Source organism: Mesorhizobium sp. LjRoot246 (assembly GCF_964254115.1).
Lineage (GTDB): Bacteria > Pseudomonadota > Alphaproteobacteria > Rhizobiales > Rhizobiaceae > Mesorhizobium.
In genome coordinates this window covers 5,246,423-5,272,432 of record NZ_CAXUSN020000001.1, presented here as the reverse complement: position 1 = coordinate 5,272,432, position 26,010 = coordinate 5,246,423, and the positions used below count along the sequence as shown (strand labels likewise).

Genomic DNA, 26,010 nt, shown 5'->3' with positions numbered 1-26,010 from the left:
GTTCGAGGCACGAAGAGAGAATGGCAGCCAAGACGATCATCAGCCGGCCGGTTTACGGAACTTTGTCTCCGCAGCCCGGAAAGCATCATCTTTTCGTGGCGGATGCGGAAGGGGCGCTGGCGATAAGGGACATGACTGGGAGCGCGCCGACCGGGTTCTTCGACGAGGCCGAGATCGTCTTCATTCCGGGGCCGAACGACAAGCACGTCGCCGCGCTCGAAGCGCTGAAGCCGGCACAATTTCATCAGGCGCCGTCCTTCGCCAGCCTGCTGCCTCGGCTCAGGCAGACCCTGGCCAACGCGCATATGGGCTTGCGCCTATACCTCGCCGGCACCGAAGGCCTGATCGGCCAGGCGATGCAGGTGGCACTTGAAGCCGGCATCGACCACACCTCGATCCAGAGCGAGCATCGAGGCTCCCTGGCGCGGCGCATGCAATGCGTCCACTGCAAGGGCATCACCGAGAATGTGACGACGCAGCCAGCGACCTGCGCGCATTGCGGGCTTCTGCTCTTGGTGCGCGATCACTATTCCAGGCGCATTGCCGCTTTCCAGGGCGTCTGCATCAACGCGGAAGATCGCTCGGAGATTCCTCCGATGGAGGAGATTTTCCGATGAGCACCGGCACAACAAAACTCGATGTCGTCGTCAGTGACGTCGTGCCGGTCAACGACTTGGTCACCCGTTTCCATTTCCGCCGGCGCGACGGGCAGCTTTTGCCGACCTTTTCCGGCGGTGCCCATGTCGTGGTCGAGATGCGCGATGGCGAGCGCACCAGGCTCAACCCCTATTCGCTGATGGGCTCGCCGCTCGACACGCGCGAATATACGATCTCGGTGCGCCGCGACGATGTCGGCCGTGGTGGCTCGCTGTTCATGCACCGGAGCGTCAAGCCCGGCATGGAGATGGTGGTCAGTTATCCCGTCAATCTGTTCTCGCTCGACCTGCGCGCCAGGAAGCATCTGATGCTGGCCGGCGGCATCGGTATTACGCCATTCATGGCGCAGACCGCGCAACTGGCGGCCGAGGGCGGCAATTTCGAGCTGCACTACACCTGCCGCACCGCATCGCTCGGCACCTATGCCGATGTGCTGCGCGAGCGCTATAACAGGCGCATCAGGCTCTATCATGACGACCGCGAGGAGCGCATCGAACTCGACCGGCTGCTGTCGACACAGCCGCTCGGCACGCATCTCTATGTCTGCGGCCCGGCTGGCATGATCAACTGGGTGCGCGATCACGCAGCAAGCCTTGGCTGGCCAGCGGAAACCGTGCATTTCGAACATTTCGCGGCACCCCAGCCCGGACTGCCTTTCGACGTGACGCTCGCCGTCAGCGGCAAGTCGATCAGGGTCGATGAACAGCAGAGCCTGCTCGAAGCGATCGAGGCGGCCGGCGTCGATCCGCCCTATCTCTGCCGCGGCGGCGTCTGCGGCCAGTGCGAAACCAATGTCATCTCGCATGACGGCAAGTTCATCCACAACGACCACTGGCTGAGCGAGGAAGAGCACCGTTCCGGCTGCAAGATCATGCCGTGCGTGTCGCGCTTCGAGGGCCGGTCGCTAGTCCTGGAACGGTAGGAGAAAATCATGGGCATCACCTTTCGCAAGGAAACGTTCCGCGACGACTTCACCTTCAAGAACAGCCCGGAGCACATCAGGCGGTTTCCGTTCCCGTTCCACGAAGACGCCTACATGTATGCGGTCAACATCGAGCCGCATGTCGTCGGACCCAGGGGCAGCGTGCTTGAAAACCTGATCGACGTCGACGAGCATTATGTCGCCGAGATGCAGGACCGCGCGCTGGTGCTGGCCGAGGATCCGCTGCGCTGCCAGTCGCTGCCGCACATGACGCTGGCCGGCTGGGACCTGCTGGAACTGCTGATGGAGCAGCAGGCGCTGGGCTATCCCGAGCATTTCACGCTGACGCGCGACGGCGATCGCTGGCGCTGGATCAACCGGCCGCTCGGCATTGACGACACCTTCACCTTCGGCGACACCTCGACGCTGCCTTACGGGCCGATGGAATACATCACCCGGCAGAGCCAGGGCGATTTCTGCATCCTCGACCAGCGCGACGGCAATCTGTGGATGGATGCCGGCATGGTCACCACCCAGGCCGACTGGTCGCTCGATTTCGACATCGGCATGAACTTCTTCGAGTGGCATGCGCCGGTGCCGCTGGCGCATGAGAAGGGGATTTTCGTCAGGGCGCTGAAATTCCTCACCAACATCCAGCAAGGCAAGCCGGCCCGGCGGCTGAACTGGACGATGACGATCAATCCGCGTCTCGACACCAGCCCCGAAAATTATCACAAATGGGGTCCGGACCGGGCGACGGTGACGCCGGAGAATGTCGGCGACAAGGTGCACCTGCGCGTCGAGTTACAGAGCTTCTGGCGCCTGCCACGCTCCAACGGCATCGTCTTTCCCATCCGTTGCTATCTGATCAAGATGGACGAGCTGGTGACGCAGCCGAAATGGGCACGGCGCCTGCACCGTGTCATCCGCGACCTTCCCGACGAACTCGCCAACTACAAGGGCCTGACGCGCTATCGCCCGGCGTTGGTCGAGTGGTTGTCGAAGCTGGATGATGGCAGTGCGACCAGCCCGGGGTTTGGGCCGGACTGAAGACCCCCTCATCCGGCCGCTTCGCGGCCACCTTCTCCCCGAGGGGAGAAGAGATCGCCAACGCTAGCTCCTCTCCCCTCGGGGAGAGGTCGGATTGCCCCGAATTGCCCTTCGCAATTCGGTTGGCAATCCGGGTGAGGGGGCTGCTTGCGTCCTGCTCAACCCGCGCTCTGCGGATAGCAGATGATCGACAGATAGCGCATCGGCAGCTTCGTCAGCTGCTCCGGCCCGTGCGGCGCGTCGGCGTCGAAGAACAGGCTGTCGCCGGGCTTCATCGGATAGAGATTGCTGCCGTGCCGGTAAACGACCTCGCCTTCGAGCATGTAGAGGAACTCCATACCCTCATGCTGGAAGGTCGGAAACACATCGGAATCCTCGGTCAGCGTGATCAGATAGGGTTCGACGACGACGCCGCTGGTGTTGGAGCCGATATGGCCGAGCAGATTGTACTGGTGGCCGGCGCGGGTGCCACGACGCTCGACATCGAGGCCTTCGCCGGCCTTGACGAAGACGGCGCTCCGCTCTTCCTCGAAGCGGCGGAAGAAGGCTGTCACCGGGACGCCGAGCGCGCGTGACAGCGCCTGCAAGGTGGTCAGCGACGGCGAAGTAATGCCATTTTCGATCTTCGACAGCATGCCCAGCGAAATGTCGGTGGCGACCGCGAGATCGGCGACGGTGATGCCGAGCTTCTTGCGGAACGCCCGTACCTCGCGGCCGATCGCCACCTCCAGAACTTTCTCGCGGGTGTCGCGAATGGCATGCGGGTTCTGCGTCAGCGGCGCGCGAATGGTTTTCCCGTCGGCCGAAACTTTTGGCAGCGGCTTGGCCTTTGGACCGGCAGGACCAGCCTTGGAATCGGAAACTGTCTTCGCCATGTCGCCCCCGGCACTTTGCGGATTTATTTCACTCTAGGTGAACATGTCAGGTGCCGATACAGGAGCGCAACCGCGACGGCAAGTCGCCTGAAGGCGCATGCAGGGCTACGAACTCGGGCTAACGTGTTCCTTCGGAGCCTTCGCTGGCGCGTAGGCTGACGGAGTATTAAACGAAAAACCCGCCTCTGCGGCGGGTCACTGGCGCAAATCAGCACCATAGGTAAATATGTACCATAGCTGACGTCACGGAGTCAAGAAAAAATTCCTATCATGGATTTTCGCCTGAAATCCACCACCGCGGAACCTTGTTTCCGCACGGGGCTGTTGACAGCACGAAAGGGCCAATTACTGTCCTGTGAGTGAAATTTGTTTCGTAAGAGCAATTCCAGGAAATCGCAAAACAGTTCCGTCGGGATTTGCGTCGAGACAAAAGCCGAAATCAGATCGGGAGGCCTGCCATGAAAAGTCGCGTTGCCGTCATCGGAGCCGGACCGTCCGGCCTGGCACAGCTCAGGGCCTTCAAATCGGCCGCCGATAAAGGCGCCGACATTCCCGAAATCGTCTGCTTCGAAAAGCAGTCCGACTGGGGCGGCCTGTGGAACTACACCTGGCGGACCGGCCTCGACGAGCATGGCGACCCGGTGCACGGCTCGATGTACCGCTACCTCTGGTCGAACGGACCGAAGGAATGCCTGGAATTCGCCGACTACACTTTCGAGGAGCATTTCGGCCGGCCGATCGGCTCCTATCCGCCGCGCGCCGTACTGTGGGACTACATCAAGGGCCGCGTCGAAAAATCAGGCCTGCGCAAATGGGTGCGTTTCAACAGCCCGGTGCGCATGGTCACCTTCTCCGAGGCGACGAAGAAGTTCACCGTCACCGCGCATGACCGCACCAACGACGTCACCTACTCGGAAGAGTTCGACAATGTCGTCGTCGCCTCCGGCCACTTCTCGGTGCCCAACGTGCCCTATTTCGAGGGCTTTTCGACCTTCAACGGCCGCATCCTGCACAGCCATGATTTTCGCGACGCGATGGAGTTCAAGGGCAAGGATATTCTGATCATCGGCCGCTCCTATTCGGCCGAGGACATCGGCTCGCAATGCTACAAATACGGCGCCAAATCCATCACCTCCAGCTACCGCTCGAAGCCGATGGGCTTCAAATGGCCGGAGAATTGGAAAGAGGTGCCGCTGCTGCAGAAGGTCGTCGGCAAGACCGCGCATTTCAAGGATGGCACCACGAAAGACGTTGATGCCATCATCCTGTGCACCGGCTACCTGCATTCCTTCCCCTTCTTGACCGACGATCTGAAGCTCAAGACCGCCAACCGCATGTGGCCGCTCGATCTCTATGAAGGCGTCGTCTGGGAGAAGAATCCGCAGCTCTCCTATATCGGCATGCAGGACCAGTTCTACACCTTCAACATGTTCGACGCGCAGGCCTGGTTCGCCCGCGACGTCATCATGGGACGCATCAAGCTGCCGTCGGCCGAGGCGATGGCGGAGCACGGCGCGAAATGGCGGGCGCGCGAGGAGACACTCGAAGACGCCGAGCAAATGATCTGGTTCCAGGGCGACTACACCAAGGAATTGATGGACCAGACCGACTATCCCGGCTTCGACGTCGAGGCGGTCAACCAGACCTTCATGGAGTGGGAACACCACAAGGGCGAAGACATCATGAGCTTCCGCGACCACGCCTACCGCTCGCTGATGACCGGCACCATGGCGCCGCTGCATCATACGCCATGGCTGCAGGCGCTGGACGATTCGATGGAGAGCTATCTCGAGGTGAAGGGCGTCGCGGCGGAATAACGGATCGGTTTGCCGTCAGGCCGGCACCGCGACCCAGCCGTGGCGATTCTCGCCGTAGACGGACTGCGTCGGCGCTGGGAATGACGGGTCTCCGAAACAGCCGACAGCGACGGCCACCGCCGCCGATTTTCGTGATGGATACCAGAAGACCGTCGAGCCGCACGTTCCGCAGAAATGGAAGGTGACGGGAAAGCCGCTGTCGGAATCGCGTTGGTACGTCTGGAATGAGCCGCTGATCTCGATCGCTGCGGCATCGAAGAAAGCGGCGATCCCGAACGGACTGCCGGTTCGCCGCTGGCAGTCCAGGCAATGGCAAAGCGACACCTTGGCCGGCTCTTGCGGGCAGCGGATTTGCAATTGGCCGCAGGTGCAGCGCGCTGTCCGGTCGGTCATCACTCTCTCCTGTGTTGGGGCAGCAGAATCCTACCCGAGCCTTGCCCTGGCCTTCGCCGTCCAGGCGCTGAACAGCCGGTCGGCGACGATGCCGATGAAGGCGATGGCGAGGCCGGCGACGATGCCGCGGCCGGAATCGGCCTTGGACAGCGCGATGAACACTTCCTGGCCGAGATCGCGCGTGCCGACCATGGCGCAGATGATGATCATTGCCAGTGCCATCAGGATCGTCTGGTTGACGCCAAGCATGATCTCCGGCAGCGCCAGCGGCAACTGCACGCGAAAGAAGGTCTGGCGCGGCGTGCAGCCGGAAACCTTGGCCGCCTCGATCAGCGCTGGCGGCACCTGCCTGATGCCGTGATTGGTGTAGCGGATCGCCGGCACCACGGCGAAGGCTATCGTTGCGATCATCGCGGTGACGTCGCCGACCCGAAACAGCATCACCACCGGAATGATGAAGCAGAAGGACGGCAGCACCTGCAACGTGTCGATGATGGGTGTGACGATCTTCTCGAAACGGTCGCTGCGCGAAGCCATCAGGCCGATCGGGATGCCGATCAGGCAGGCGATGAAGGCCGAGATGCCGCAGAGATAGACCGTTGCCATGGTCTTTTCCCACAGGCCGGTGATGGCGCAGAAGGCGGTCAGCGCCGCGACGAGAACGGCCAGCCGCGGCCCGGAGAGTTGATAACCGGCAAGGCCGAGCAGGAACACCGCGCCGAGCCAGGGAAAACCTTCGCAAAAGGCGCGCAGCGGGTTCAGCAAATTGAGGATGAGCGCCACACGAAACGCTTCGATCGTGTCGAAGAAATTGATCGTCACCCAATTCACCGCCGCCTTCCACAGCGGCGCCGTAGTGAAGGTGATCGCTTTCGGCACCGCCGCGAAGGCCGGCACAAACAGGCCGAGCAGCGTCGTCACGACAAGGATGGCGATGGCCAGCGACAGATTGGGGTAGCGCCGCCAGAGGCTCGGGCTCATCTCCCGATGGACATGGCCCTTGGCCTGCTTGTGCGCGATGGCCTGGCTCAGCCGGTCGAGCGCGATGGCCAGCGCGACGATGGCGAGGCCGGCTTCCATCGCCTCACCGACCTTCAGTGCGCGCAGCGCCAACAGCACGTCGTAGCCGAGGCCGCCGGCACCGATCATCGAGGCGATGATGACCATGTTCAGCGCCAGCATGATGACCTGGTTGACGCCGACCATCAGCGTCGGCCGCGCCGAGGGCAAAAGCACCCGCCACAGTTTCTGCCGCGCCGTGCAGCCGGCCATCTCGCTGAAATCGTCGATCTCGGAGGGTACACGCGACAGCCCCAGCATCGTCGCCCGCACCATCGGCGGGGTGGCGAAGATGGCGGTCGCGATCATCGCCGAGACCGGGCTGTTGCCGAACAGCAGTAGCATCGGAATGAGATAGGCGAAGGTCGGGATCGTCTGCATCAGGTCCAGGGCAGGGGAGACGATGAGCCTTTCGGCCCACGGCTTGCGCCACGCCCAGATGCCGGCGAACAGCCCGGTGACGATGCAGAACGGCACGGCGATCGAAATCAACGCCAGCGTCAGCATGGCGCTGGTCCATTGGCCGAACAGCGCGATGTAGAGAAAGCAGCCACCAACCAGCAGGCTGAGCTTTCTGCCGCCAACGGCATGTCCGGCGAGGAAGGCGGCAGCGCAGACGCCGACCCAGGACAGGCGCGGCAGGAGATAGGCCTCGGCGCCATGGCCGATCTTGAAATTCTTGGCCAGCAGATCGAGCGCGAAATCGAGGGGAACGCCGAGCACCGCGGTAATCGAGCGGGTCAGCCACGACAGGTTCGACTTGATCCAGCGCATCAGCGCGCTGACCCAGTCGGCGACCGGCACGACGGCGCTGGCCGGATAGTTGACGGCCCACGGAATTCTGTCCTGCAGCAGGAAAACGACAAGCACGGCGGCAAGCGCGAACGCCCAAATCAGCAGCCAGATCTGAATTGGCCGCGACCTTGCCTCGCTGGCGCTTGCCGTCACCGTCATGCGCCGGCTCCGGGACGCTCAATGCCGGCCAGCAGATCGATCACCGCTTGCGGCGTCACCTCGCCGATCGGCTTGCCGGTGCCGTTGATCACCGCGAACGGCTTGTTGGCAGCAACGATACCGGCCGAGAAGCTGGCGATCTTGGCATCTGGGGTAACCGTGCCACCATGCTCCGAGCCGTCGCAGGCGCGCATCAGGCTGCGTGCAGAGATCACCTTGGCGCGGTCTACGTCACGGGTGAACTCGGCGACATAGTCGGTCGCCGGATTGACCACCAGTTCTTCCGGCGTGCCGATCTGGATGACCTCGCCGTCCTTCATGATGGCGATGCGATCGGCCAGGCGGATGGCCTCGTCGAAATCATGGGTGATGAAGACGATGGTCTTGTGCAGCATTGTCTGCAGCCGCATCAGCTCGTCCTGCATTTCGCGGCGGATCAGCGGATCGAGCGCCGAGAACGGCTCGTCGAGGAACCAGATTTCCGGTTTTGTCGCCAGGCTGCGCGCGATGCCGACACGCTGCTGCTGGCCGCCGGACAATTCGCGCGGATAGAAATGCTCGCGGCCACGGAGCCCAACAAGCTCGATAACCTCGTGGGCTCGCGCTTCACGTGTCGCCCGGTCCTGCCCCTGAATGCTTAGCGGGAAGGCGATGTTCTCCAGCACGTTGAGATGCGGCAAGAGGGCAAAATTCTGGAACACCATGCCCATGCGATGGCGCCGCAATTCGATCAGCGCCGCATCCGAGATTTTCAGGAGGTCCTTGCCCTCGAATTCGACCTTGCCATGGGTGGGCTCGACCAGCCTCGACATGCAGCGCACCAGCGTCGACTTGCCGGAGCCCGACAGGCCCATGATGATAAAAATCTCGCCCTGGCGGATTTCGAGGTCGACCGCGCGCACCGCGCCGACCAGCCCGGCCGCGGTGACATCGGCCATGCTGGCCTTGCCGTCGCGTTCGCGGATGAAATTGGCCGCGTTCGATCCGAACAGCTTCCAGACATTGCGGCAGGCAAGCTTTATCGGACGGGCATCTTTTGGCGTGCCCGCCCCATTGGACCCCTGTTCAGTCTTGTCCGTCATTCAAATTTCCTTCTGGAATATCAACAAGTGAGGCCCGGCTGATCAGCAGCCGGGTCTCATTTTTCCAGTCGGAACGGTCACTGCGCCCAGGCTTTCCAGTCTGCCTCATGGGCGGCGATCCAGGCGGCGGCGATGTCTTCCGGCGTCTTGCCGCCGAGGTCGATCTCGCCGCTCATCTTGTTGAGCTCGTCGGTGTCGACCGTGTAGGCCTTCGCTACCTTGTAGGCGACCGGCCATTTGTCCTTCATGCCGGCCCAGGAGTATTTCCAGATCTCGCCATGCGGCTTGCCGCAATCATATTTGGCGTCGGGATTGGTGCCCCATTTCGGGTCGCTGTAGCACTCGGGCGTGTATTCGGGGAATTCAACCCACTCGCCCTTGTATTTGGCCGGCGCCCAGTGCGGCGAGTAGATCCACAGCATGATCGGCGCCTTGCGCTGATAGGCCGAGTCCAGCTCGGCGAACATCGCCGCGTCGGTGCCGGCATGGATGACGGTGAAGGGCAGTTTCAGCGCCTCGACTCGCTCGTCGTCAAAGCCTTCCCAGGTCACCGGGCCACCGAGATAGCGACCCTTCGGTGCGGTCTCCGCCGTCGAGAAGGCTTCCGCGCATTTCGGATCCTTCAGCGCTTCCCAGTTGGGCAGGCCGGGGCATTTCTCCTTCATGTATTCGGGAAACCACCATTCTTCCTTGGCCTTGGGGCCGAGCTTGCCGAGCCGTTCGGTCTGGCCGGTCGCGTCGGAAGCCTTCATGGCCTCGCCGGCGGTCGTGTCCCAGAATTCCAGGCCGACATCGAGATCGCCATTGGTGAGGCCCGTGGTCAGGCTGGAGAGATAGTCGGCGGTCGGATATTCGACGGTGTAGCCGAGTTTTTCCAGGATGCCGCCGAGGATCTTGGCGTTCAGATTGACGCTGGTCCAGTCAAACAGGGCGATCTTGATCGGGTCGTTGGATTCGGGTGCGGCGGCTTGGGCGGACGGTGTCAGCAGGCTTAGCGTCGCGAGCGCGACGGCGCCCATCGACAGTTTCGAGATCTGGCTGCGAAATGACATGCTTGTTCTCCTTCAAGCTGTGAAATTATCGTTCGTTCCCTTCTTGCGGCTTTTCTTGATTGTGTTGGAAAGGCTGGTCTTTGCGCAAGGCCGTCGGCACCAAATTGTTGCCCTGGCTTTGGCCAGCGCAGGCAATATGGTGCTCAATTCTGGTGATGGCGGAATAGGACTGAAGTGCCAGCGTCATGGCTGCCGACGGATCGCTGCGGCAGCGATCATCTGCGGATCAATTGCTACTCCTGCGGCGCCTTGCAAGATGCGAGCCATCAAGGTTCCCATGCTCTCGGCTGTCGGCCCGGCAAGCCCCTTCTCGCCAAGGCAGTTTCATAGGATGAAATTATATATACCAAGGTTCATGCCGCGCAACGACTAACGCCTCGCGGGATGTATAATTCGGACTGCAAGCTACGTCGAACCCTACCAGCAGACGTAGCCGCCATCGACGATCAGGTCGAGGCCGGTGACGAAGCTCGAGGCGCGGCTGGCCAGGAACACGGTCGGCCCGACCATTTCCTCAGGCGCAGCCATACGCCCCATCGGCGTGTCGCGCTTGAAGATCTTCACCTCTTCGGCCACCTCCGGCCGCTTGTTCATCGGCGTCAGCGTGTAGCCCGGGCTGACGACATTGACGCGCAGCCCGCGATCGGCCCACTCCATGGCGAGGCTTTTCGACATGTGGATGACGGCGGCTTTCGACGAATTGTAGTGCGCTTGCGTCAGGCCACGGTTGACGATGGTGCCCGACATCGAGGCGATGTTGATGATCGAGCCCTTGCCTCGCGCCAGCATCTTGCGCGCTTCGGCCTGACAGGACAGGAAGACGCCGGCAACATTGACCTCGTGCACCTTCTGCCATTTTTCCAATGACAGCGTCTCGGCGGGTTCGGAGCCGGCAATGCCGGCATTGTTGACGGCGACGGTCAGTGCACCGAGCTCCGCCTCGACGCGATCGATCGCCGCCGCGAGATCGCCTTGCGACGTCACCGTGCCGGTCAGCACCAGCGCCTTGCGGCCAAGTGCTGTTATCCTGTGCGCGGTTTCGTCCAGTCCACCCTTCGACGCATGGCCGAAACAGGCGACGTCGGCGCCTGCCTCGGCCAATCCGATCGCGATTGCCTGGCCGATACCGCTGCCGGCGCCGGTGACCAGCGCCACATCGCCGTCCAGCTTGAAAAGATCCATCGATAGCCCTCCCTGTCCCAGGGAGGGTATGCGCTGAGCCATGCTTCGATCAAGCGCAGTTCGCAAGCGCCTCGAGGCGAAGGTTGATCGGCGTGGCCTTGATGCCGCGGATTTTCATCTCAGCGGCCGACTTCGAAGAACGGCGTACCAAGCAAATCGGGAACGACATCGATGCCGAGGCCGGGTCCGTCCGGAATGCCCATGCGGCTCCCGGTGACCGGCGGCATGTTGGACGCGGTGCGCACCGTCACCCATTCATGGAAGGCAATCGCATGCAGCCGGCGCTCCTCCGGCGTCGACAGCGACAGGTGCGCCATGGCAGCGGTGTCGATCTCGGCGCCGCCCGTGTCCTCGACCGTGATCATGAAGCCGAGGTCGACGGCAACGTCGCGGATTTGGCGCGTCTTCGTCACGCCGCCGAGCCGCGAGATTTTCAGCGTCAGCCCGTCGGCTGCACCCCGGCGATGGATTTCCAGCATTTCCTCGAGGGAGGTGACGGATTCGTCGAGCACCATCGGCTTGTCGAGCATGCGGCGAACCGACATGTTCTCATCGATCGTGGTGCAGGGCTGCTCGAACGTGTAGTCGATGGCGCGCGTGGCGTCGGCGAACTGGCGCGCCTGGTAGGGTGTCCAGCCGGCATTGGCGTCGCAGAAGATGACCGTGCCTTTCGGCACCGAAGCGGCGACCGCGGCGACGCGCTCGATGTCGTCATGGACATTGCCGCCGACCTTGACCTGCAGCCGGTGGAAGCCGTCCTTGACGATCCGCTTGGCCAGCGCGGCCATGGCGTCGACGCTGCCGTGTGTGACGACCTTGTAGAGTTCTGCGGTATCGCTCTCCTTGCCGCCCAGCAGCGTCACCAGCGGCACATCGGCGGCTCGCGCCGCCAGATCCCAGCAGGCCATGTCGAGCGCCGACTTGATGTAGGGATGGCCCTTGAACACCGTGTCCATCAGCCGGCCGATGCTGGCAAGCCCGCGCGGATCGTGGCCGATCAGATGCGGCGCGATCTCCGGCACGCCGGCGCGGGTGCCGGCCGGGAAGGCGGCTGAGTAAAAATTGCCGAGCGGCGCCATCTCGCCCCAGCCGGTCAGCCCGCTGTCGGAGGTGATCGACACGATCACCGCGTCGAAGGCGTCGGCAACGCGTCCCTTGGACATGCGGTAGGGTCCGTCCACGAAAGGCTGAACGACATGGTAGGCTTTGATGGTTTGGATACGCACGTGTCTTGTCCGCTGTCTGTGATGGTGGAAACGGGTCAGATGCCTTTCGACGGGCGCTGTTCGAGGCCGCGCGCATAGGCGAGAAGCTCTTCGAAATCGAGATCGATGTGCTCCCTGGCATGGCGCTGGGCTGCATGCACGTCCTTGCCCTTCAGCAACCGCACATAGGTCTCATGAATGTCTTCGGCCGGCACCGCCTCGTTGCGTGCCTGCTGGTGGATCGCAAAATACATCTGCAGCCGGCTGGTCAGCCTTTGCCATGTTTCCAGCAGCACCGAATTGTCGGCCCATTCGTAGATCAGGCCATGCAGCTGTAGCGCGGTTTCGATCTGGCGTGTCGTGTCCAACGCACGTGTCGCCTGCTTCACCGCTTCGTGGCGCCGGTCGAGCTCGTCGAAGAAGCGCTGGTCGCGCAGTGGCCATGTCCGCTCGATGGCGAACTCGTCCAACACCTTGTTGAGCGAATAGGCATCGTCGATGTCCTTGGCGGTAACCTCGATGACGAAGGTGCCGGCATAGGGAATGCTGGTCAGGATGCCTTCCTGCACCAGCTCGCGCATCGCCTCGCGCAACGGCGCGCGGCTGACCCGCATCTGTTCGGAAATCCGGAGTTCGTTGAGCTTCTGGCCCGGTTCGAGTTGCCCGGTCAGGATCGCGCGCCGAAGCAGCGCGACGATCTCGGCGCGGCGCGTCGTGTCCGCGATTGGACTGAAATCCGCTTTCGCCATTCGGCTGCTCCCAAGGAAACCGAAAGCAAGACAAGCAGATTGTCGACAATCTAACAAGAGGTCATTTTTGGATTCTTGGGAACCGTTGGCAGGTCGGCCTTTCGATCTCAGGCGGCGCGGCCGTAGAAGCCGATCCGCTCCTCGGTGGGGAAGCCGAGTTGGGGTTGTTCCCGTGACTTCGATTCTTGCAGCCGCTCCCGAAGTCTGCTTGTCGGTCAGTTTCCGGCACAACTCCAAACGGTCGAGCGGCGCCCGCGACCTGTGGGAAGGTCGGGGCGCCGCGCTGAAGCCGGGTCCTGACGGGGGTGTTCAGGTGGCCGGCTTTTCCGGTATCGGCGACACCGGCGCTCCGGGACCGATCTTTTGCAGATTGCCCGTGATCACCTGGTCGCCCTCGGCGACGCCACTCAGGATGGCGACCTGATCGCCGCTCGTCGGCCCAAGTGAAACCAGCCGCTGATCGACCGTGTTGCCCTTGCCGACGACGTAGAGATATTTGCCGAGCTGGCTGGAACCCAGCGCCGTCTGCGGCACCATCAGCGCGTCGGCCTGCTCTCTCACATGCAGCCGGACACGAACATATTGGCCCGGCAGCAGCGTGAACTTGCCGTTGCCGATCGTCGCGCGTGCCGTGATCGTGCCGGTCGAGCGGTCGACCGAATTGTCGATGAAAGTGAGTTCGCCCTTCTGGCTGGCCTCGGTCTGGCCGGGAAGCAGCACCTCGACCTCGATCGGGCCGTTCGCGCGGGCCTGCTCGATCTCGGCCAGATCCGTTTCGCTTGGGTTGAAGGTGACGTAGATCGGGTCGAGCTGCACCAGCGTGTTGAGCACGGTGCCAGCGACGCTGACCAGCGTTCCGACCGAGGCCTGGTTGCGGCCAAGGCGCCCGCCAAACGGCGCGCGGATTTCGGCATAGCTCAAATTGAGCTCGGCCGTGCGGACCGCCGCCTGGTTGAGCGCCAGCGACGCCTGTGCCTCGCGCAAGGTGCTGGTGCGCTGGTCGAAGCCGTCCTTGGCGAGGTAGCCGCTCTTGGCGAGCTCGGAGCCACGGCCGAGATTGGAGCGGGCATAGTCGAGCGTTGCTGTGTCGCGCTGCACCTGCGCCTTCGCCTGATCAAGAGCTGCCTGGAAGTCGTCAGGCGAGATCTTGTAGAGAAGATCGCCTTGCCGGACATCGACACCGTCGGCGGCGGTCTGCTCCTGCAGATAGCCGGGAATCCTGGCCTGCAAGGTGATGCTGCGGATCGGTTCAGTCCGAGCGGCATAATCGAGATAGATCGGGATCGTCTTCTTGACGACGCTGACCACCGGCACCGGCATGACGAACGCCGCCGGTGCGGGCGCCGCACCCGCTGTGCCGGCATTGAGGCTGAGATTGCCCATGTCGAGCAGGTGAACGCTGGCCACCGAGATCGCTCCCAAGGCGACGGCCGTTCCCAACGCGATTTTCCATTTACGCATGATTAGTCTCCAATCTTACTTATTCGGCCGCTTCCGCCAGGGGCGGCAAGGCGTGCTCAGCAGTTGGTTCATTGTCTTGAGAGGCGGGCTCGTCATTGCCGCGGCGTTCGCGCAGCTGTTCGATGACCGCGTAGAACACCGGCACGAACACCAGCGACAGGATGGTCGCTGCGACCATGCCGCCGAACACGGTGGTGCCGATCGACTGCCGGCTCGCCGCGCCGGCGCCGGTCGCAAACATCAGCGGCAGCACGCCGAGGATGAAGGCGAAGGCCGTCATCAGGATCGGCCGCAGCCTGAGCCGTGCCGCTTCCATCGCCGCGTCGACGATGCTGAGGCCTTCCTCGCGCCGTCGCCGGGCGAATTCGACGATCAGGATCGCATTCTTCGCCGCCAGGCCGATCAGCATGACGAAACCGATCTGCGAGTAGACGTCGATCTGCATGCCACGCAGCAACAAAGCTACGAAGGCGCCGAACAAGGCCAGTGGCACCGCCAGCAGCACCATGAACGGCATCGCCCAGCTCTCATACTGCATCGCCAGGATCAGGAAGACGAAGACAATGGCGAGGCCGAAGACGACGGACGCGATCGATCCTGCCTTGAGCTCCTGGAAGGTGATGCCGGTCCATTCGAAACCGAAATCCCTGGGTAGCGCCGTGGCGGCGGCTCGTTCCATCGCGGCAACCGCCTGGCCCGAGGAGAAGCCGGGTGCGGCACCGCCATTGATCGAGGCCGAGGCGTTGTTGTTGTAGTGCGGCACGGTTTCCGGACCGACGAAGGGCACGAGCTTGCCCAGCGTGCTGAGCGGCACCATGCCGCCCGAGGCATTGCGCACATAGAGCCGCGAAATGTCGGCTGCGCCCGCACGTGCATCCTTGTCGGCCTGGATGGTCACCCGGAAGGTGCGGCCGAACAGGTTGAAGTCGTTCACGTAGAGGGAGCCGAGATAGATCTGCAGCGTGCTGAAGACATCGGGCAGGTTGAGGCCAAGCAGCTTGGCCTTGCTGCGGTCGAGGTCGTAGTTGAACTGCGGCGTCGAGGTCGAGAACGGCGAGAACAGCTGCTGCGGATTGATCTCGGGTTGCTTGCGCGCCTCGGCGATCACGGCTTGCGTGGCGTCGTTGAGCGCGGAACTGCCGCGGCCAGTGAGATCCTCTACGACGAATTCGAAGCCGCCCGTGGTGCCGATACCGGGGATCGACGGCGGATCGAAGCTCAGCGCAAAGGCTTCCGGGATCTGCATCAGCTTGCCGCGCACGTCGGCGACGAGCTTCGAGGCGCTCTGGTCGGGGCCGCGTTCTTCCCATGGCTTCAGGATGGCGAATTCGACCGCCGAATTCGACTGTGCGGCACTAGTCAGGAAGTTCAGGCCGCTGATCGAGCCGACGATTTCGACGCCGGGCGTTGCCTGCAGGATGTCGCGCGCCTTTTGCGCCACCGCGTCGGTGCGTTCCAGCGACGCGCCGTCGGGCAACTGGATGACGACGAAGAAGTAGCCCTGGTCCTCGACCGGAAGGAAGGTCGAAGGCAGGCGCTGCCAGACAAAGTAGGTGGCGACCAGCCCGGCCGCGAACAGGCCGAGCATGATCCAGCGCAAGCGGATAAGAATACGCACGCCGTTGGCATAGGCATGCGACAGCCTGTCGAAGCCGGTGTTGAACCAACGGAACGGGGCGAACTGCGTCTCACCTCGATGGCGCAGGAAGGCGGCGCTGAGCGCGGGGCTCAGCGTCAGCGAGTTGAAGGCCGAGATGCCGACGGAAATCGCCACCGTCAGCGCGAACTGGTTATAGAGCTTGCCGGAGACGCCCGGAATGAAGGCAACCGGCACGAACACCGCCATCAGCACGGCGGTGGTGGCGATGATCGGGCCGGTGACCTCGGCCATCGCGGCTTTGGTCGCTGCCAGCGGCTTAAGCCCGGCCTCCAGCTGTCGTTCGACATTCTCGACCACGACGATGGCGTCGTCGACGACGAGGCCGATCGCAAGCACCATGCCGAGCAGGGAGAGCATGTTGAGCGAGAAGCCGAGCATTTCCATGACGACCAGCGTCGCCACCAGCGACACCGGAATGGCGATGGTTGGGATGATCGTCGTGCGCCAGCTTTGCAGGAAGATGAACACAACGGCGACGACCAGCACCAGCGCTTCGCCGAGCGTGATCAGCACGTCATGCATCGACGCCGAGACGAAGCGCGTCGTGTCATAGTGCATCGCATAGGAGACACCCTTCGGGAAACGGCCCGACAGCTCCTGCATCTTGTCCTTGACGCGCTGCTGCAAATCGAGCGCGTTGGAGCCGGGCATCTGGTAGACGGCGAGCACCACGGTCGGTTCCTTGCCGAAGAAGGCGGACGACGAATATTGCAGCGCGCCGAGCTCGATGCGGGCGACGTCGCGCAGCCTGACCAGCGAGCCGGTGTCCGTGTTGGCGCGCACGACGATCTCGCCGAATTCCTTCGGGTCGCTCAAGCGGCCGACAGCGTTGACCTGCATTTCGAAGGCGGTGCCGGCCGGTGCCGGCGACTGGCCGATCTTGCCGGCCGCCACCTGGACGTTCTGTTCGGCGATGGCGTTTTGTACGTCGACCGCGGTGATGCCGAGATTGGCAAGCTTGTCCGGATCGAGCCAAACGCGCATCGAGTAGCGCCGTTCGCCGAAGATCTGTACGTCGCCGACGCCAGGCAGGCGCTTCAGCGGATCGACAACCTGCAGATAGGCAAGGTTGCTCAGCGCCACCGGATCGACCGAACTGTCGGGCGAGGTCAGGTTGACGATCAGGACGAAGTTCGGGTTCTGCTTCTTGATCGTCACGCCGCCCTGGTTGACGATCGCCGGCAGCGACGAGGCGGCCTGCGAGACGCGGTTCTGGACGTCGACGGCGGCAGTGCTCAGCGAATAACCGACATCGAAGGTGATGGTGATGGTCGAGGAGCCGTCATTGGAGCTCGTCGACGACATGTAGGTCATGCCTTGCACGCCGTTGATCTGCTGCTCAAGCGGCGTCGTCACCGTGTCGGCCACCACTTGCGCGCTGGCGCCCGGATAATGGGCGCTGACCACGACCTGCGGCGGTGTGATGTCGGGAAACTGCGAAACGGGCAGCAGGAAATAACAAATTGTCCCGGCGAGCACCATGATGATGGCGATCGCTGAAGCGAAGATCGGACGATGAATGAAAAAGTTTACCACGACACGCACGCCTCTCCCGCTGCTCTTGCCCGCCCGAAGGCGCTGGCAACCCTGGACAGCCTCTGGCCGCGCTTGTCACCGTCCCGCGAACGCAGCAACGGCACCTCGTCGCGCTGCGCATCGGCGAGCGAGCGCAGCATCGTCTCGAAGGCGCGCGGGTCGACGCCATCGGCTTTCATGACCAGCCGGATCATCGGATCCCGGACGGCTTCATCTATGGTAAGATCGCGGCGCTGTGGCATTGGCCGGCTCCTTGTCTGTCGATTCGCAGCCCATGCTCGCGAACCGTTTTCATCTCTTCACCGGCCGAGGCCGCATGATTGGCAGTTCCCCGTCCCTCTCGTCTGGCAGGACCAGATCACGGCCTTGTTATTGACGGAGGGCAACATAGGTGTTACCAGTAAGTAACATCTGGAAGTTACAGACCGGTAACACCCTAGTCAAGAGGTGGCCGAGGGTTTTTTGGAAACGAAAGGAGATCATGATGACAGACGGCGTCGTGGAGCGCTCTCGTCCCCGGGATCGAATCTTGGAGACGGCACGCGACATGTTCCACAAGCATGGCATCAAAGGCGTCGGCGTCGACGCCATCACCGAAGCTGCCGGCACGAACAAGATGACGCTCTATCGTCACTTCGAATCCAAGGACGAGCTGATCGTCGAATGCCTGCGCGCCAATGCGGCCAAGGCCGGCGCTATGTGGGATGCGTTCGAGGCCGAATTTCCTGGCGACAAGCTCGCCCAACTGCATGCGTGGGTTCGCAAGGCGGCTGCCATGCTCAATGCTGACGGCCGTGGCTGTGACATGGCTAACGCCGCCGCTGAACTGACCGAGCCGGACCATCCGGCCAGGCTGGTCATCAAGGAGCTCAAGGAAGCCCAGCGCTCGCGCCTTGTGGCGCTGTGTCGGGATGCCGGCATTGGTCAGGCCGAACTGCTCGCGGATACGCTGTCGCTGCTGATCGAGGGCGCGCGTGTCAGCGTGCAGACCGTGGGTACCGAAGGTCCGAGCACGCAGTTCGTGCGCATGGCCGAAGGGTTGATCGTTTCCTTCCGGGGCACCGCCGCCGGTTGAAATCCGGCGCGACTGTTGGCGATTTACCGATCTGTGACCGGGGCGATGCCTGGCGCCCTTGGCGCAGGCCGCACCGGAGTTTCCGACGGCAGAACGAAAAAAGCCCGCTGCCGGGAGGAGGTGGCAGCGGGCTCGATTTCGAATGTGGCGCGGGAGGAGGTGCACCCCACTCAGCGTCGGCATCGCATCTGGGAGGAGTAGATGGCCGACAACCAGAACCTACGATTTGCCCAATGATTCGGCAATGATAAAAGTTGCATAGCAGGTGTGCAGAATTGCCGCACCACGCACCAATCCTCCTACAAATCCGAACAACGCGACCTTGATCCGGCGCGCTAACTTATTGAACCGGCACATTTTCCTTGAAGATCACGCGCGGCTCGATGAACTTTTTCGTCAGGTAAGGCGCCGAGGACGCAATTGAGCCGAGCAGGCGGATGACCGACTGCTCGGCGATCAGCCGGGCATTCTGGTCGATGACGACATCGAGCAGGTCGTCGACGAGATGGCCGCGCGTGTCCTTGGTGAGGTCGTGGCAGATGAACACCGGCTTGCGGTTTGGCCTGGCCTCCCGGATCGCCCTTGCAACGCCCGAGTGTCCGGCCCCGACGCAATAGATGCCGAGCAGCTCCGGCTCGTTGTGCAGCGCCTTCATGGTCTCGGTGTAGCTAACGTCGGGCTCGTCGTTGATCTCGACGGCGCTGCTGACGGTCAGGTTAGGGAACTCCTCATTGAGCACCGAGCGGAAACCCATTTCGCGTTCCTCGTGGCCGCGATAGGAGCGTGAGCCGACGACCATCGCCAGATGGCCGGTGCGGCCGCCAAGGAAGCGTCCCATCAGCAGCGCCGCCGTTCGCCCCGCCACCCGGTTGTCGATGCCGACATAGGCCGAGCGCGGTGCTGCCGGAACGTCGGACACCAGCGTCACCAGGCGCATGCCGGCGTCGACGATGTCGCGCAGTATGTTTCGCGTGCGCGGATGATCGACGGCGATGACACCGACGCCATTGGCCCTGAGCGACAGGTTTTCGACAGCGCTCTGCAGTGCGTTCGGCGAAATCCCTGCGAGGTTGTGAATCCGGCACGAGGCGACAAGCGGCAGGCGTGCGGCGTAGTCCTCGATATGTCCGGCGAGGTCGCGCATGAAGGCGTTGCTGCCGATCGGCAGCAGGAATTCGAGGTGGGCGGGCCGCGAAGGCAGCGTCACCTGATCGGCGACCGGCAGATAGCCAAGCTGCTTGGCAGCCTCCATGACGCGCTGCCGGTTGGCCGCACTCGCACCTGGCCGGTTATTTAGCACCCGGTCGACCGTTGCGGTCGACAGCCCGCAATTGCGCGCGATATCGGAGACGGTGGCTTTCATGCCGCTACCCACAGCCCGCAATTGCGGGGAATATCCGAGACGGTGGCTTTCATGCCGCAACCCTATACGCCCTGCGATGCCGCGCCAGACAAGCGATGCGATTTGAGGTGACGGGTGATTGCCGCCCATCACCCGTTCTTAGTGCGATGGCTTGCCATCGGCGATGGCATCGCGGATTTCCTTGTCCGACATGCCGGTGATGATCCGCTCGACTTCCGCCACGCTGGTCTTCTTCGGGTCGATGTCGTCGGCGACCACCTTGCCCCGGCGCATGACGACGATACGGTCGACCACCTGGAAGACATGGTGGATGTTGTGCGCGATGAAAATGCAGGAATGGCCGGAATCGCGGGCGTTGCGCACGAAGCTCAGCACGCCCTGTGTTTCAGCGACGCCGAGATTGTTGGTCGGCTCGTCGAGAATGATCAGGTCGCTGTCGAAATGCATGGCGCGCGCGATCGCCACTGCCTGGCGCTCGCCGCCCGACAACGAGCCGATCGGCGTCGTCGGCGGGATGTTCTTCGAGATGCCGACCTGCTTGAGCAGGTCGCGGGCGACCGTGTTCATCGCGTCCTGGTCCATCCGATTGAGGAAGCGCGGCGGCTTGATCGGCTCGCGCCCGAGGAACAAATTGCGGGCGATCGACAGTTGCGTGACCAGCGCCGAATCCTGGTAGATCGTCTCGATGCCCTGGGCGATGGCGTCGCCGGTGTTGCGCAGGCTCACCTTCTTGCCGCGGATAAAGATGTCGCCGCTGGTCAGCGGCACGGCACCCGAAAGCACCTTGATCAGCGTCGACTTGCCGGCGCCATTGTCGCCGAGCAGACCGACGATCTCCCGTTCATTGACGTGGAAATTGGCATCCTCCAGCGCCTGCACGCGGCCATAGGACTTGCGGATGTTCGTCATGCGGATCAGTGGCTCGGCCATGGTTCAAGTCCCTGCCTGATGCCGGCGTTCCAGCCATGAATGCAGCGCCATCATGCCAAGGATGATGGCGCCGATGAAGATGTTGTAGGCAAGGCCGGGCACGCCGATCAGCACGATGCCGTTGCGCATCACGCGCAGGATCAGGATGCCGAGCACGGTGCCGATGATCGTGCCGCGCCCGCCGGTCAGCGCGGTTCCGCCGATCACCACCATGGCGATGACCTCGAGCTCATAGCCGGTGCCGCTGTTGGGGTTGGCTGCCGACGTGCGCAGCGAAGAGATGACGCCGGCAAGCGAAGCCATGACCGACGACAGCACGAAAAGGCCGATCTTGACGCCGCTGACATTGACGCCGCGCGCCCTTGCAGCACTCGGGTTGCCGCCGGCCGCCTGGATCCAGTTGCCGGTGCGGCTTTGCGTCAGGACGTAGCCGAGCGCGATGGCCGCGGCGATGAACCAGAACAGCGACATGTAGATGCGGAATGGACCGACGAAGAAATCGCCGACCAGCGCTTCGGCCAACCAGCTGCCTTCCGCACTCCAGGTGCGCTGCGGAAAACCGTCGGTGACGAAAAGAGCGGTGCCGCGTACCACCAGCAGCATGCCGAGAGTCACCAGGAAGGACGGGATCTTGAGCTGTGTCACGAACCAGCCATTGACCAGCCCGATGAAGGCGGCAACCAGCAGCGCGACGACAAAGCCGACTTCCAGTGAAGTCAGGCCGCTGTTGAACAACGTCCACATCAAGACCGGCGAGAAACCGAACAGCGAGCCGACCGAGAGGTCGAATTCGCCCGACGTCATCAACAGCGTCATCGCCAGCGCGATCAGGCCGAGCTCGACCGTGAAAGCCAGCGTGTTGGAGATGTTCTGCGGCGACAGGAAGTCGTGGTTGATGCTCCAGAAAACGGCAATCTCGACGACGAGCAGCACCAGGGGGCCGAATTCAGGCCGTGCGATCAGGTGTTGGATGGGCGAACGATTTTCCACAGGCAATCCGCGACATGAGTGGAAGGCTGAGCGTTGCACATTCGCGTGCGAAGGGCTCGGCGAGAATGGAGCGGCAGTCGCGACCGCCGGGCGGTCGCGACTGCTAGGGTTGGAGTGTTACTTGCCGGACAGGATGTCGTCGTAGACCTGCGCGGTGTCCTTTTCGTAGAGCGCGCCGGTGATGACGTTGAAGCCCGGAGGAATGCCGCTGGCCGCCATATTGGCCAGCGAGAGCGCGACATAGCTGGTCGCCTGCGGATCCTGCCACTGGCCGGCATTGACGTAGCCGCTCAGCACTTCCTGGGTGGTGTCAAGCGAGTTGCCCCAGCCGACGACCGGGATTTCGCCCGCCTTGATGCCGGCCTGGTCGAACACACGCTTGATCGAGCCGGTGACGAGATCGCCGAGGCCGATGATCGCCTTGACCTTGGCCTTGTTGGCCGTGAGATAGTCGACCATGCGGTTGATGGCTTCGGCCTGGTCGAGCGTCGCTTCGGTGATTTCATAGGTGATGCCGAGCGGCTCGAAGACGCTCTTGATGCCTTCTTCTTCCTGCACGCCGTAGGTGGCGCCCGGGATTTCGACCGGCATCCAGACGAAGTCGCCCTTCTTCACCAGGCCCTTGTCGACCAGATACTGCGCCCAGTGCTTGCCGAAGGTGACGTTGTCACCGCCGACATAGGCGTTGAAGTCGGCTTTCGGGTCGGGCGTGTTGAAATTGATGATCGGCACTTTCGCCGCCCGCGCTTCCTTGACGATCTCGATCAGGCTGCCCGGATCGGGGCTCGTGGTGACGATGCCATCGGCCTTGGCGGAGAGGGCGGCGCGAACCGCTTCCTGCTGCGAGGCGACATCGCCATTGTGGAACGAGGTGTTGACCGTGTTGCCGGTGTCCTTGGCCCATTGCTTGGCGCCGGCCAGGAAGTAGGTCCAGACCGGATCGGCCGGGCCGCCATGCGAAATCCAGTAGAACGTCTTGGCCTGTGCCGCTGCCGGAACAATCGTCAGCGCCACCAACAGGCCGTATAGAACGAGTCTTAGCCGTGTCAGCATTTGATTTCCTCCCGTTTGTAGATGGTCAGTTCAAAAATCCGTCCCTTGTTTTGCGTCTTTTGCCAGTGCCGGTTGAATGCGTCAGAGCATTCCCTTTTTCGACGGATGGCAAGCCTCCATCTGCAGATGTAGTTGGCGTCTGACGAGGCGCCATCAACGGTCCCATCAGATTGCATCAGTTGAGGTGATTTTCCGACTGTCGGATAATTGGTGTCGAGCCTAGCTGAGCGGATAGTCCTCATCACGGTCGGCGCGCCGGTTACGCCACAGCCTGATCATCCGATCGACCGCGAGGGCAAGCACGACCAGAGCACCGGTGGTGAAGCCGGCCCAGATGGCGTCCACGCCAAGCAAGGTCATGGCGCTCAGTATTGTCTGCAGAACCAGCATGCCGATCGCGGCACCGATGACGCTGCCGTTGCCACCCGAAAGCGATGTGCCGCCAATGATGGCCGCCGCGATCGCCAGCAGCGCGAAAGTGCCGCCGTCACCGGGGGCAATGGCGCCCTGCGCGCCGACATGGATCACGCCGGCAAGCCCGGCCATGGCACCCATCAGAACCAGTGTCAGCAGCTTGACCTTGCCTGTAGGAATGCCGGCATAGGCGGCAGCCTGCGGATTGCTGCCCACGGCCTGGACCCGGTAACCGAAGCGGGTGCGATGGAGCACGACATGCATCGCCACCGCCAGCACGACAAAGACGATGCTTGTCACCGGCACAATGACGAACGCGTTGCCCGCGAAGACACTCCCATCCGCACCCGGCGCGATTGTCTCTCCCTTGCCGACGACCAGCGACAGGCCCTGGATCATCCACCATGTGCCGAGCGTCACCAGCAGAGCCGGCAGCCGCAGCGCGATCACCAGAAGGCCGTTGATCAGGCCGAGCCCGGCGCCGGCCGCGACACCCGCCAGGGCGGCGAGCCATGGGTTTATTCCGGCAACCATGAGCAGCGCCGTGAAGGTTGCCGCGAGATGGAACACCGCACCGGCCGACAGGTCGATCTCGCGCGTGGCGAGCACGAACACCATGCCGATCGCCAGCAGGCCGGGCAGGGCGGCTTGCCCCAGCAGCGACGACAGATTGGCCAGATCGAAGAAGGATGGCTGCAGCCAGCCGAGCAGCGCAACCAGGGCGACGAACGCGACAACGGCACCGGTCTCGGCCGGCAGCCGAATGCCGCGCCCCGGATTACGGTTCGTAGATCCGGCCAAAGGCGGTGCGGTATCGGTTCTGGTCATACAACGCCCTCGCGACTGGTCTGTTGGCCTTCGCTCACCGTCTCGTCCGCCGCGATCAGCTGCAGCAGCCTGCCGCCATCCATATCGGCGCCGGCGATCTCGCCCGCGAGCCGGCCCTGGTGGAAGGCAAGGATGCGATCGCTCAAGCCGGTCAGCTCGGACAGTTCCCTCGAATGCAGCAGCACGATGCAGCCGCTGGCCGCCATCTGCCGGATCAAGGCGTAGATCTCCTGCTTGCTGCCGATATCGATGCCGCGCGCCGGCTCATCGAGCAGCACCACTTGCGGGCCGATTTCCAGCCATTTGGCGATGATCACCTTTTGCTGGCCGGCGGCCGATAGCGAGCCCGCCGGCATCTCGGGAGTTGACCTGATGCGCAGCGCCTCGATCTGCCGTGCGGCGCGCTCGAGCGCTGTCCTGGGAGAATACCAGCGCGAGCCCCAGTCGCGTGCGCCGACGACAACGTTCGCCAGGTTGAAGGCGATGGACTTGTCTTGCATCAGTCCGTTGCCGCGCTCGCCTGAAATCATGCAGATGTTGCGCCGTGCCGCTTCGGTGCGGGTCTTCGGCAACCCGTCGCCGTCCGGGAAGCGCACTCTGCCCGCGCGCGCCTTTTGCGCTCCGAACAAGAGGGCAAGCAGGTCCGACACGCCGGAGCCGGCGAGCCCGGCAAGGCCGACGATCTCGCCCGCGCGGGCCGTGAAGCTGACATCCGACAACCTGCCGCCGCCGAGCCCGGAAACCGCGAGCTGCGACCGCAGCGTGCCGGCAAGCGTCGGCATGGCTCTGAGCGGTAGCGGAAACAGCGACTGGCGCAACTGGCCGATCATCGCTTCCTCCGACGTCGTCAGCTCGTGCCGCGCCTTTGACAGCACGTCGCGGCCGTTGCGGATGACCGTCAACTGGTCGGCAATGGCCAGCGCATCCTCGAGCCGGTTCGATGCGTAGAGCATGCTCATGCCCTTGGCTTTCAGCCCCCGCAGCACGGCGAACAGCCGATCTGTCTCACGCCGGTCGAGCGCCGAATGAGGGTCGTCGAGGATCAGCAGTTTCGGGTTTTCCAGAAGCGCGCGGGCGATCGCAATGAGTTGCCGCTCACCTGGCCCGAGATCGCGGAGCGGGGCGCGGACATCGACGGAGAGGCCAAGCTGGCGAAGCAGGTCACGGCTGCGCGCCTCCATTTCGCGCCGCGAGATCAGCCCGTTGTGCAGCGGTTCGCGGTTGACGAACAGATTTGCCAGCACCGGGCGCTCCGCAAACAGCCCGGCCTGCTGCAGGACGACGCCGATGCCTAGCTTTCGCGCCGCATTGGGGCTGTCGATCGTTGCCTTCTTGCCGTCAAACTCGATCGTGCCGCTGTCCGGCCGGACGATGCCCGCCAGCACCTTTATCAGCGTCGATTTGCCGGCGCCGCTTTCGCCAACCACCGCGTGGATCGAGCCGCGCTCGACCACAAGGTTCATATCTTCGAGCACGACCGTGCCGCCAAAGCGTCTGGCAACATTGCGCAAGAACAGTATCGGCGAATCGGACATGCGGACGGCCCCCCGACCGCGCCACGATCTTGGAGTGGATTGCGTCCGCAGTCACCCAGCTTCCGCATAAAATTGTGTTGATGGCGATCCCTTCGAGGCGAGGGCGGATAGGGTTTGTTGAGATTCAGGTCAGGCCGAGTCGAGAATAGTGGGTTCCGAGAACCGGAA

General features: G+C 63.0%; 22 protein-coding genes. 5 read left to right on the top strand and 17 right to left on the bottom strand.

Translation table 11 applies throughout. The features are described 5' to 3' along the window. Positions 1 to 20 precede the first annotated feature (20 nt). The 3 genes from ACSQ3L_RS25925 to ACSQ3L_RS25915 are packed head-to-tail and all read left to right on the top strand — an operon-like array spanning position 21 to position 2,629. The gene (locus ACSQ3L_RS25925) at positions 21 to 617 is read left to right on the top strand and encodes a dimethylamine monooxygenase subunit DmmA family protein (RefSeq protein WP_436162493.1); all 597 of its coding nucleotides are present in this window, start codon (positions 21 to 23) and stop codon (positions 615 to 617) included. Continuing rightward, positions 614 to 1,579, top strand: a complete 966-nt coding sequence (locus ACSQ3L_RS25920; RefSeq protein ID WP_436162492.1) for a PDR/VanB family oxidoreductase — start codon at positions 614 to 616, stop codon at positions 1,577 to 1,579. Before ACSQ3L_RS25925 ends, ACSQ3L_RS25920 begins: the two co-directional genes overlap by 4 nt. 9 nt (positions 1,580 to 1,588) lie before the next feature. Then, complete coding sequence (locus ACSQ3L_RS25915; RefSeq protein ID WP_127270288.1) at positions 1,589 to 2,629, top strand: heme-dependent oxidative N-demethylase family protein; 1,041 nt, start codon at positions 1,589 to 1,591, stop codon at positions 2,627 to 2,629. 158 nt (positions 2,630 to 2,787) lie between these two features. On the opposite strand, the gene ACSQ3L_RS25910 is transcribed toward ACSQ3L_RS25915, so the two are convergent. After that, positions 2,788 to 3,504, bottom strand: coding sequence for a helix-turn-helix domain-containing protein (locus ACSQ3L_RS25910; RefSeq protein ID WP_436162491.1), 717 nt, complete (start codon positions 3,502 to 3,504; stop codon positions 2,788 to 2,790). A 458-nt stretch (positions 3,505 to 3,962) separates the two neighbouring features. On the opposite strand from ACSQ3L_RS25910, the gene ACSQ3L_RS25905 reads away from it, so the two are divergent. Beyond that, the gene (locus ACSQ3L_RS25905; protein WP_436162490.1) at positions 3,963 to 5,321 is read left to right on the top strand and encodes an NAD(P)-binding domain-containing protein; all 1,359 of its coding nucleotides are present in this window, start codon (positions 3,963 to 3,965) and stop codon (positions 5,319 to 5,321) included. A 15-nt stretch (positions 5,322 to 5,336) separates the two neighbouring features. On the opposite strand, the gene ACSQ3L_RS25900 is transcribed toward ACSQ3L_RS25905, so the two are convergent. The 10 genes from ACSQ3L_RS25900 to ACSQ3L_RS25855 form a co-directional block, all read right to left on the bottom strand. Continuing rightward, a complete protein-coding gene (locus ACSQ3L_RS25900; RefSeq protein WP_436162489.1) occupies positions 5,337 to 5,714 on the bottom strand; it encodes a GFA family protein in 378 nt (125 codons plus the stop codon). Between the two features lie 30 nt (positions 5,715 to 5,744). Then, positions 5,745 to 7,727 (bottom strand): ABC transporter permease, encoded by a 1,983-nt coding sequence (locus ACSQ3L_RS25895; protein ID WP_436162488.1) that lies wholly within the window; start codon positions 7,725 to 7,727, stop codon positions 5,745 to 5,747. Continuing rightward, positions 7,724 to 8,809, bottom strand: coding sequence for a quaternary amine ABC transporter ATP-binding protein (locus ACSQ3L_RS25890; RefSeq protein WP_436162487.1), 1,086 nt, complete (start codon positions 8,807 to 8,809; stop codon positions 7,724 to 7,726). Before ACSQ3L_RS25890 ends, ACSQ3L_RS25895 begins: the two co-directional genes overlap by 4 nt. Positions 8,810 to 8,886: 77 nt before the next feature. Then, positions 8,887 to 9,861 carry an ABC transporter substrate-binding protein gene (locus ACSQ3L_RS25885; protein ID WP_436162486.1) on the bottom strand — a complete coding sequence of 325 codons (975 nt, stop codon included), beginning with the start codon at positions 9,859 to 9,861 and terminating at the stop codon, positions 8,887 to 8,889. 417 nt (positions 9,862 to 10,278) lie between these two features. Next, positions 10,279 to 11,043 carry an SDR family oxidoreductase gene (locus ACSQ3L_RS25880; protein ID WP_436162485.1) on the bottom strand — a complete coding sequence of 255 codons (765 nt, stop codon included), beginning with the start codon at positions 11,041 to 11,043 and terminating at the stop codon, positions 10,279 to 10,281. A 119-nt stretch (positions 11,044 to 11,162) separates the two neighbouring features. After that, positions 11,163 to 12,269, bottom strand: a complete 1,107-nt coding sequence (locus tag ACSQ3L_RS25875) for a mandelate racemase/muconate lactonizing enzyme family protein (protein WP_436162484.1) — start codon at positions 12,267 to 12,269, stop codon at positions 11,163 to 11,165. A gap of 35 nt (positions 12,270 to 12,304) precedes the next feature. Continuing rightward, positions 12,305 to 12,997, bottom strand: coding sequence for a GntR family transcriptional regulator (locus ACSQ3L_RS25870; RefSeq protein WP_436162483.1), 693 nt, complete (start codon positions 12,995 to 12,997; stop codon positions 12,305 to 12,307). A gap of 309 nt (positions 12,998 to 13,306) precedes the next feature. Beyond that, on the bottom strand, positions 13,307 to 14,458 hold the full coding sequence (locus ACSQ3L_RS25865; RefSeq protein ID WP_436162482.1) for an efflux RND transporter periplasmic adaptor subunit: 1,152 nt from the start codon (positions 14,456 to 14,458) through the stop codon (positions 13,307 to 13,309). Positions 14,459 to 14,477: 19 nt separating this feature from the next. Continuing rightward, complete coding sequence (locus ACSQ3L_RS25860; protein WP_436162481.1) at positions 14,478 to 17,654, bottom strand: efflux RND transporter permease subunit; 3,177 nt, start codon at positions 17,652 to 17,654, stop codon at positions 14,478 to 14,480. Next, positions 17,648 to 17,896, bottom strand: a complete 249-nt coding sequence (locus ACSQ3L_RS25855) for a hypothetical protein (RefSeq protein WP_436162480.1) — start codon at positions 17,894 to 17,896, stop codon at positions 17,648 to 17,650. The genes ACSQ3L_RS25860 and ACSQ3L_RS25855 overlap by 7 nt, the downstream gene beginning before the upstream one ends. A gap of 242 nt (positions 17,897 to 18,138) precedes the next feature. On the opposite strand from ACSQ3L_RS25855, the gene ACSQ3L_RS25850 reads away from it, so the two are divergent. Beyond that, positions 18,139 to 18,729 carry a TetR/AcrR family transcriptional regulator gene (locus tag ACSQ3L_RS25850; RefSeq protein ID WP_292180380.1) on the top strand — a complete coding sequence of 197 codons (591 nt, stop codon included), beginning with the start codon at positions 18,139 to 18,141 and terminating at the stop codon, positions 18,727 to 18,729. Between the two features lie 340 nt (positions 18,730 to 19,069). Here the strand turns inward: ACSQ3L_RS25850 and ACSQ3L_RS25845 are convergent, their stop codons facing one another. The 6 genes from ACSQ3L_RS25845 to ACSQ3L_RS25820 form a co-directional block, all read right to left on the bottom strand. After that, entirely contained in the window at positions 19,070 to 20,092 is a 1,023-nt protein-coding gene (locus tag ACSQ3L_RS25845) for a LacI family DNA-binding transcriptional regulator (RefSeq protein ID WP_436162479.1), read from the bottom strand. A 138-nt stretch (positions 20,093 to 20,230) separates the two neighbouring features. Then, entirely contained in the window at positions 20,231 to 21,022 is a 792-nt protein-coding gene (locus ACSQ3L_RS25840) for an ATP-binding cassette domain-containing protein (RefSeq protein ID WP_436162478.1), read from the bottom strand. Positions 21,023 to 21,025: 3 nt separating this feature from the next. Then, positions 21,026 to 22,012, bottom strand: a complete 987-nt coding sequence (locus tag ACSQ3L_RS25835; protein WP_436162477.1) for an ABC transporter permease — start codon at positions 22,010 to 22,012, stop codon at positions 21,026 to 21,028. A 117-nt stretch (positions 22,013 to 22,129) separates the two neighbouring features. Next, complete coding sequence (locus ACSQ3L_RS25830) at positions 22,130 to 23,065, bottom strand: substrate-binding domain-containing protein (protein WP_436162476.1); 936 nt, start codon at positions 23,063 to 23,065, stop codon at positions 22,130 to 22,132. Between the two features lie 219 nt (positions 23,066 to 23,284). Then, entirely contained in the window at positions 23,285 to 24,307 is a 1,023-nt protein-coding gene (locus ACSQ3L_RS25825) for an ABC transporter permease (RefSeq protein WP_436162475.1), read from the bottom strand. Beyond that, positions 24,304 to 25,842, bottom strand: coding sequence for a sugar ABC transporter ATP-binding protein (locus ACSQ3L_RS25820; RefSeq protein WP_436162474.1), 1,539 nt, complete (start codon positions 25,840 to 25,842; stop codon positions 24,304 to 24,306). Before ACSQ3L_RS25820 ends, ACSQ3L_RS25825 begins: the two co-directional genes overlap by 4 nt. Between the last annotated feature and the right edge of the window lie 168 nt (positions 25,843 to 26,010).